This is a genomic window from Enterobacter sp. 03-F-07-AD-ECC (assembly GCF_047530935.1).
Taxonomy (GTDB): Bacteria; Pseudomonadota; Gammaproteobacteria; order Enterobacterales; family Enterobacteriaceae; genus Enterobacter; species Enterobacter cloacae.
This window is the reverse complement of record NZ_JBLKBZ010000020.1, coordinates 67,656-74,600: the sequence shown is the minus strand read 5'-3', so window position 1 is coordinate 74,600 and position 6,945 is coordinate 67,656. Positions and strand designations below refer to the sequence as shown.

Here is a 6,945-nt window from a genome sequence, read left to right as displayed (position 1 = left end):
TGTAAAGCCGCCCTCTCGGCGCATCCATGCGCCTCGCCCCGGCCTGCAGGAAACGCCTCAGCGATTTACAGCCGGACCAGGGCGTCGCTGTAAGTCATTCATTTTCCTGAAGCAATATTCATCGCTTTCGGTAAAAAATTACTGGGGATCCCTCAACCCACAGGGAGAGGGTACAAACATAAAAAACCGCAACGTGCGTTGCTGTTTTGCTTTTATTCCGGCCATAACCACGCTGCGCCACGCACGCCGCTGGAGTCACCGTGGACGGCTTTGCGGATTGGGGTTTCACACTCGCCGCCGAAGACCCACTGTTTGACGAGAGCAGGCACCGTCGCGTACAGCCGGTCAACGTTGCTCATCCCACCGCCCAGCACAATCACATCAGGATCGAGAATGTTCACCACATGCGCCAGCGATTTCGCCAGGCGCATTTCGTAGCGGCTCAACGCCAGTTCCGCCACGGGATCCTGCTCCTCAACCAGACGCATGATCTCGTTACCCTTAAGCGGCTGACCGCTCAGGCGGTGGTAATCGGTGGCAAAACCGGTGCCGGAGATAAACGTCTCAATACAGCCCTGTTTTCCACAGTAGCACGGTACTTCAGTACGGTATTTAAGTTCGTCTTCATCCATCCATGGCAATGGGTTATGTCCCCACTCGCCTGCCGTACCGTTACCGCCAATATGCGCACGCCCGCCGAACGCCACACCGGCCCCGCAGCCGGTACCGATGATGACAGCAAAAACGGTCTGGGCACCGGCCGCCGCACCGTCAATCGCCTCTGATACCGCCAGACAGTTCGCATCATTTGCCAGACGCACCTCACGCTGCAGACGCGCGCTCAAATCTTTATCAAAAGGCTGGCCGTTGAGCCAGGTGGAGTTGGCGTTTTTCACCACCCCGGTATAAGGCGAAATGGACCCGGGAATGCCCATCCCGACGGAGCCGGTCTGTCCTGTCGCCTGCTCTGCCATCTCAACCAGCCGGGCAATCGTCTCGATAGTCTGGTGATAATCGTCGCGCGGCGTGGGCAGGCGGTGACGGAAAAGCTGCTCCCCCTGCTCGCTCAGTGCGATAACTTCAGTTTTGGTGCCGCCCAAATCAATCCCAATACGCACAAGACTCTCCTCATTATTTTGATTATCAACAGAGTAGAAGCACGCTTCCCGATTAGCAATGCAAGCGATGCGACAATTCGTTATCATGCCCGCTGATTTAACGACAAGGCCGTGGAAATTATCATGCTGTGGTTCAAAAATTTGATGGTTTACCGTCTCAGCCGCGACGTTTCGCTGCGTGCAGAAGAGATGGAAAAACAGTTAGCCGCTTATACCTTTTCCCCTTGCGGAAGCCAGGATATGGCAAAAACCGGTTGGGTTCCGCCAATGGGTTCACAAAGCGATGCCCTGACCCACGCCAGCAGCACGGGTCAAATCATCGTTTGCGCCCGTAAAGAAGAGAAAATCCTGCCCACGCCGGTGGTGAAGCAGGCGCTGGAAGCGAAAATTTTCAAGCTTGAAGCCGAACAGGGCCGCAAGCTGAAAAAGACCGAAAAAGATTCCCTGAAAGACGAAGTGTTGCACTCCCTGCTGCCGCGCGCGTTTAGCCGCTTCAGCCAGACCATGATGTGGATCGATACCGTCAACGGGCTGATCATGGTGGACTGCGCCAGCGCCAAAAAAGCGGAAGATACGCTGGCCCTGCTGCGTAAGAGCATCGGCTCTTTGCCGGTGGTTCCACTGGCGCTGGAAACGCCTATCGAGTTAACCCTGACCGAATGGGTTCGCAGCGGCACCGCAGCGCAAGGGTTCCAGATCCTCGATGAAGCCGAACTGAAAGCCCTTCTTGAGGATGGCGGTGTCATTCGTGCGAAAAAGCAGGATCTGGTGAGCGATGAGATCGCCGTCCACATTGAAGCAGGCAAAGTGGTCACTAAACTGGCGCTCGACTGGCAGCAGCGTATTCAGTTTGTGATGTGTGACGATGGCTCTGTTAAGCGCCTGAAGTTCTGCGATGAACTGCGCGATCAGAACGAAGATATCGATCGTGAAGATTACGCCCAGCGCTTTGATGCGGACTTTATCCTGATGACCGGCGAGCTGGCCGCGTTGATTCAAAATCTGGTAGAAGGCCTCGGCGGCGAAGCGCAGAGATAATTTCGTCTCAACCTGACCCTCTCCCCAACGGGGAGAGGGAAGAAGATTATTTCAGATAGCGGCACAGATAAGAGGTCGGTTCAGCAACCTGCAGATGGAACTCACTGTGGCCAGGGACGTTGAAAACTTCGCCGGCAGAGTAAACTTTCCATTCCGTTTCACCCGGCAGTAAGACGTTAAGCGCACCACTTACCACCGTCATCTCTTCAGCTTCGGCCGTACCAAAGGTGTATTCCCCTTCAGCCATCACGCCGACACTGGCGCGGCCAGTGCTGCTGCTGGTAAAACCAATGGATTTCACTTTACCGGAAAAGTATTCGTTACTTTGAAGCATGAACTGGCCCTTATATTTTTAGATAAAAATTCACTATAGGGGCCATGCTCATGACCTGTCACGCAAAATCATCAGGTAAGGAGTTCTGAGGCCAGACGCGCCATCAGAACGTTCGACAACAGTACCGGCACATCCAGCGCTTTTTGCAGTAGATCGCGGTGATGCTGGTGGAACCCCAGGCAGTCGAGGATCAATACATCAGCCCCGCGCTCCAGTAGCTCCTTCCCGGCCGCAATGAGTTTGGCCTCACTGTCCCAGAAGGGATTGGCCAGCGCATACAGGGGCGTTTTTTCAAGCACGTGCCATTTTGCTTCCTGGTTGTCCATGAGTTCTTCAATGGGCACAATCACCCCCACCTGGTGTCCGTCCACAATGGATGCCACCAGCGGCGGAATGATTCGCATCGGCTCGAGTAAAATCGCATTACGCGCCATGAGTCCCTTAATGGGAGCAGTACTCATCAGCAAAATTACGTCATACTCTTGATTATCGAGCACTTCTATTACTGCCTGCAGCGAGCGCTCAATTTTCTGTCGTGAAACATGCGCCAGTTTACCGTCGCTTAATAACGTCGCCAGGGGATCCTCCCCCGCCTCTACAGCGTAGTCCTCCATGACCTCTTCCCGGCTCATCTTCCCCAGCAGGCTGAGATGCGTGATCTGTTGTTCAGATACATGCTCGGTTAAGAGCGGTAACACTTCGCTTACAGGGACCACACCAATAGTGATGATCGCCAACGTTGCCTTCATCGTCTTCGCCTTCCATTACTACAAAAACTTATTACACAGGTACAGGCTCACTACGCTGCACAGTTCGTTTTTTCAACAAAACAGCACCAAGCGTAGCAGGTGATCTCCATCCCGAAATGTAAAGATCACCTGCCGGTAACGGAGCTACCTGTAATAACTAAATATTAACTCCTGCTTAACATTAGCGATGAGTAAAAAGTGTGATTCAGGCACGGTATTGGAGCGTTTAGGAAAACATTTATGACTTATCGGGATCTTCGTAGCGCCGTTTCGCATCCAGCGCTTCCTGTTCAGTCTCATGTTCACTGATGAGAGAGTCGGGTTTAGGGTGATCGGCACGCAGTTGATACCAGGTCACGGTTTGATCGCCATTGCCTTTTTCAACGGTAACAATACGTGCTTCACGCGGATAGGGAGGTCTGGTTGGCATAGCTCATCCTTTTTTTATGTCAGAGCTATAAGTATAGACGGCGGTTAGCTGGCACAAGCCAAACGCAGGGCGGTAATAATCTGAATCACAACCTCTTCAGGCGACGCGGAAGCATCCACCACGTGATGTGCCGCTTCGCGGTATAACACATCGCGCTCCGCCAGCACCTCGCTCACCTCTTCGCAGAGCGGTCTGGAGGTCAGCGCAGGACGTTGCCCCTCTTCCGGAAACGCTTCCAGACGCCCCACCAGCGCAACCACGGGTGCACAGAGATAAATCACAATCCCTTTTTCGCGCATAAAGCGGCGGTTATATTCCGCCAGAATAATTCCGCCGCCTGTGGCAATTACCGCATCGGGTGCCGTTACCGCTTCCAGCGCGGCCGTTTCACGGCTGCGAAAGCTCTCCCAGCCCTCTTTTTCGACGATATCCGCGATGGTTTGTCCGGCCTGAGTCTGCAGCCAGTGGTCGGTATCAACAAAATGACGTTGACAGGCACGCGCCAGCTCCAGGCCAACGGTGGTTTTCCCACAGCCGCGGGGGCCAACTAAAAAGATGGGTTGGGTCATAACCAGGTGTTTCCCCTTGATGCCGGATGGCTGAAGAGTGTAAAGAAATAATTGCAGAAGATGTTGCGTTTACTTTACTGCAAAGCGGTACGGAATGACAACCCTGTCACTGCCATACTGTACCACATATTGACAATGATTATCATTTAGCAGTACGACGTTTCACTTCCAGCAGCCACTTATCGAGCTCTGCGGCAAACTGCTGGCGGTCACGTTGAGATAAACTGTCTGGCCCGCCAGTCTGCACACCGCTGGCGCGAAGCGTATCCATGAAATCGCGCATGGTCAGTTTTTCCCGGATGGTTGCTGGTGAGTAACGCTCCCCGCGCGGGTTCAGCGCTGCGGCGCCCTTTTCCAGTACCTCTGCGGCCAAAGGAATATCCGCCGTGATCACCAGATCCTCCGCGCTGCACAGCCGTACGATCTCGTTATCCGCCACATCAAAACCGGCAGGAACCCGCAACGCACGAATGAATCGGGAAGGCGGTACGCGGATATTCTGGTTTGCCACCAGCGTAAGCGGCATCTGAACACGCTCGGCAGCGCGGAACAAAATCTCTTTAATCACATTCGGACATGCGTCCGCATCAACCCAAATCGCCATAATGTCTCCCCTATTGATACTGGCGACTATTGTCGCCTGCATTTCGTTGTTAAGCTATCAATCAGAGAAAACAACGCATAACGACGGAGAAACGTGATGGATAAGAAAATCGGGTTTATTGGCTGCGGTAACATGGGCAAAGCCATCCTGGGTGGCCTGATCGCCAGCGGGCAGGTCCTGCCGGGTCAGATTTGGGTCTATACACCATCACCGGATAAAGTCGCGGCGTTGCGTGATGAGTATGGTATTAACGCAGCCGAAAGCGCGCAGGAAGTGGCCCAGGTCGCCGATATCGTCTTTGGGGCGGTTAAACCGAATATCATGATCAAAGTCCTGAGCGAGATCACCTCCAGCCTGAATAAAGACACGCTGGTGGTGTCGATTGCCGCAGGCGTGACGCTCGATCAGCTGGCCCGTGCACTGGGTCATGACCGTAAAATTGTTCGCGCAATGCCCAATACCCCTTCGCTGGTCAACGCCGGGATGACCTCCATCACCCCTAACGCGCTGGTGACCACGGAAGATGTGGCCGATGTGCTGAACATTTTCCGCTGCTTCGGCGAAGCGGAAGTGATTGCCGAATCGATGATCCATCCGGTTGTGGGCGTGAGTGGCTCTGCTCCTGCGTATGTCTTCATGTTCCTGGAAGCGATGGCGGATGCTGCGGTGCTTGGCGGTATGCCACGTGCGCAGGCCTATAAATTTGCCGCACAGGCGGTGATGGGCTCAGCCAAAATGGTGCTGGAAACCGGTAAGCATCCAGGGGAACTGAAAGATATGGTCTGCTCGCCTGGCGGTACCACCATCGAAGCGGTGCGGGTGCTGGAAGAGCGCGGGTTCCGTGCGGCGGTCATTGAAGCGATGGCGAAATGCATGGAAAAGTCAGAGAAGCTGAGTAAGTCCTGACCAAACTAAGCCGGATGTCAGGCGGCCACCTCGGTACGTCCGCGTCCGGCATTTTTGGCTTTATAAAGCGCGATATCTGCCGCTTTTAACCATTCGCGGTAGTGGGCAAACTGTGTTCCCCATGGCGCAACCCCCACGCTGATGCGAAGCCGTTCGTTCGGGGCACAGGGTAACGACAGTTTTTTTAGCCGCTCGTGGACACGGGACATCGCCGCAATTGCACTTTCTGCCGGGGTCCCGGACATGATGATCGCGAACTCATCGCCACCGAAACGGCCAATATAATCCCCGGCCCGCAGCGTCATCTGCAGTTGACGAGTGATAGCAATGATCGCTTCATCGCCCACATCATGTCCCCAGGTATCATTGATGCTCTTGAAGTGATCGATATCGATAAGCAGGATAGTGGTCTGACCATGATCCCGTCGGCACTTTTCATACTCCATCCGCAGCAACGTTTCCCAGTGGCGCCGGTTATAAACGCCCGTCATGCCATCGCGGGTACTCATCAGCTCAAGTTTTCGCTTATTTTCCGCCAGGCGAATGGCCGTCTGATGGCTCACCCAGGCAAAAAGTATTGGGTAGACCATCAAGACCGGCAGCGTCAGCCACCACTCCAGCGATCCGGAAGAGAGCACCACAACATTTCCGGTTAGCTTCAGCGTCACGACAGCGGATAACGTGGTTATGGCAATGCCTGCGAGAAACAGGCGACAGCCGCCGGATCCCATCATATTCATGCCCATCATCATAACCAGCGCAGCCGATGGCAGAGCGTTCACGCCCATCAGGCCAATCCAGATGCCGGTAAAAATAGCGTCGATCTTCAGATTGAAGATTTCACATTGATAAGGTTGAGATGAACGGCAGGTGAACTGCCAGGCAAGATGCGGCCAGATAAAAACCCAGCTCACCAGTAATAACCACCAGCCGCCGGGCAGAAAATGCGTGACCAGAACGCCGGCAACAGGAAAAAACATCGCCGCCAGACCCACAATCCGCCCCAGCCGGACGCGCCGGGCAAAGCGTATGCCGGTACGGTGCGCGTCATCCTGAGAAAGGTTTTGAAGCCACTCTTCCCCGATACGCTCGTTATTGTAAAAGTTTTCGTCGTTCATCATATTTTGGGAATATTCTGAAACATTTTCCCAAATTATAGAGAGGGGGGATGCGGAGAAAGTATGAAATTTCGGGTGA

9 protein-coding genes are annotated in these 6,945 nt (G+C 54.1%); 2 read left to right on the top strand and 7 right to left on the bottom strand.

The annotated features are described in order from the left end of the window. Positions 1-212: 212 nt before the first annotated feature. Positions 213-1,118, bottom strand: a complete 906-nt coding sequence (mak, locus tag ACMWKA_RS21080) for a fructokinase (protein WP_032618450.1) — start codon at positions 1,116-1,118, stop codon at positions 213-215. A 123-nt stretch (positions 1,119-1,241) separates the two neighbouring features. Here mak and rdgC point away from each other — a divergent pair, with 123 nt between their 5' ends. Then, positions 1,242-2,156, top strand: coding sequence for a recombination-associated protein RdgC (rdgC, locus tag ACMWKA_RS21075; protein ID WP_013095820.1), 915 nt, complete (start codon positions 1,242-1,244; stop codon positions 2,154-2,156). Positions 2,157-2,202: 46 nt separating this feature from the next. Here the strand turns inward: rdgC and ppnP are convergent, their stop codons facing one another. The 5 genes from ppnP to ACMWKA_RS21050 all read right to left on the bottom strand — a co-directional run bounded on the left by ppnP (position 2,203) and on the right by ACMWKA_RS21050 (position 4,842). Further along, positions 2,203-2,490, bottom strand: a complete 288-nt coding sequence (gene ppnP, locus ACMWKA_RS21070) for a pyrimidine/purine nucleoside phosphorylase (protein ID WP_013095819.1) — start codon at positions 2,488-2,490, stop codon at positions 2,203-2,205. A gap of 71 nt (positions 2,491-2,561) precedes the next feature. Further along, positions 2,562-3,239 (bottom strand): AroM family protein, encoded by a 678-nt coding sequence (locus ACMWKA_RS21065; protein ID WP_013095818.1) that lies wholly within the window; start codon positions 3,237-3,239, stop codon positions 2,562-2,564. Positions 3,240-3,477: 238 nt separating this feature from the next. After that, on the bottom strand, positions 3,478-3,669 hold the full coding sequence (yaiA, locus tag ACMWKA_RS21060; protein ID WP_013095817.1) for a protein YaiA: 192 nt from the start codon (positions 3,667-3,669) through the stop codon (positions 3,478-3,480). A 44-nt stretch (positions 3,670-3,713) separates the two neighbouring features. Next, positions 3,714-4,238, bottom strand: a complete 525-nt coding sequence (gene aroL, locus ACMWKA_RS21055; protein WP_369706590.1) for a shikimate kinase AroL — start codon at positions 4,236-4,238, stop codon at positions 3,714-3,716. Between the two features lie 142 nt (positions 4,239-4,380). Then, complete coding sequence (locus ACMWKA_RS21050; protein ID WP_013095815.1) at positions 4,381-4,842, bottom strand: YaiI/YqxD family protein; 462 nt, start codon at positions 4,840-4,842, stop codon at positions 4,381-4,383. 96 nt (positions 4,843-4,938) lie between these two features. On the opposite strand from ACMWKA_RS21050, the gene proC reads away from it, so the two are divergent. Further along, entirely contained in the window at positions 4,939-5,748 is an 810-nt protein-coding gene (gene proC / locus ACMWKA_RS21045; RefSeq protein WP_013095814.1) for a pyrroline-5-carboxylate reductase, read from the top strand. Positions 5,749-5,765: 17 nt separating this feature from the next. On the opposite strand, the gene adrA is transcribed toward proC, so the two are convergent. After that, positions 5,766-6,869, bottom strand: a complete 1,104-nt coding sequence (gene adrA, locus ACMWKA_RS21040) for a diguanylate cyclase AdrA (protein ID WP_414760581.1) — start codon at positions 6,867-6,869, stop codon at positions 5,766-5,768. Positions 6,870-6,945 lie beyond the last annotated feature (76 nt).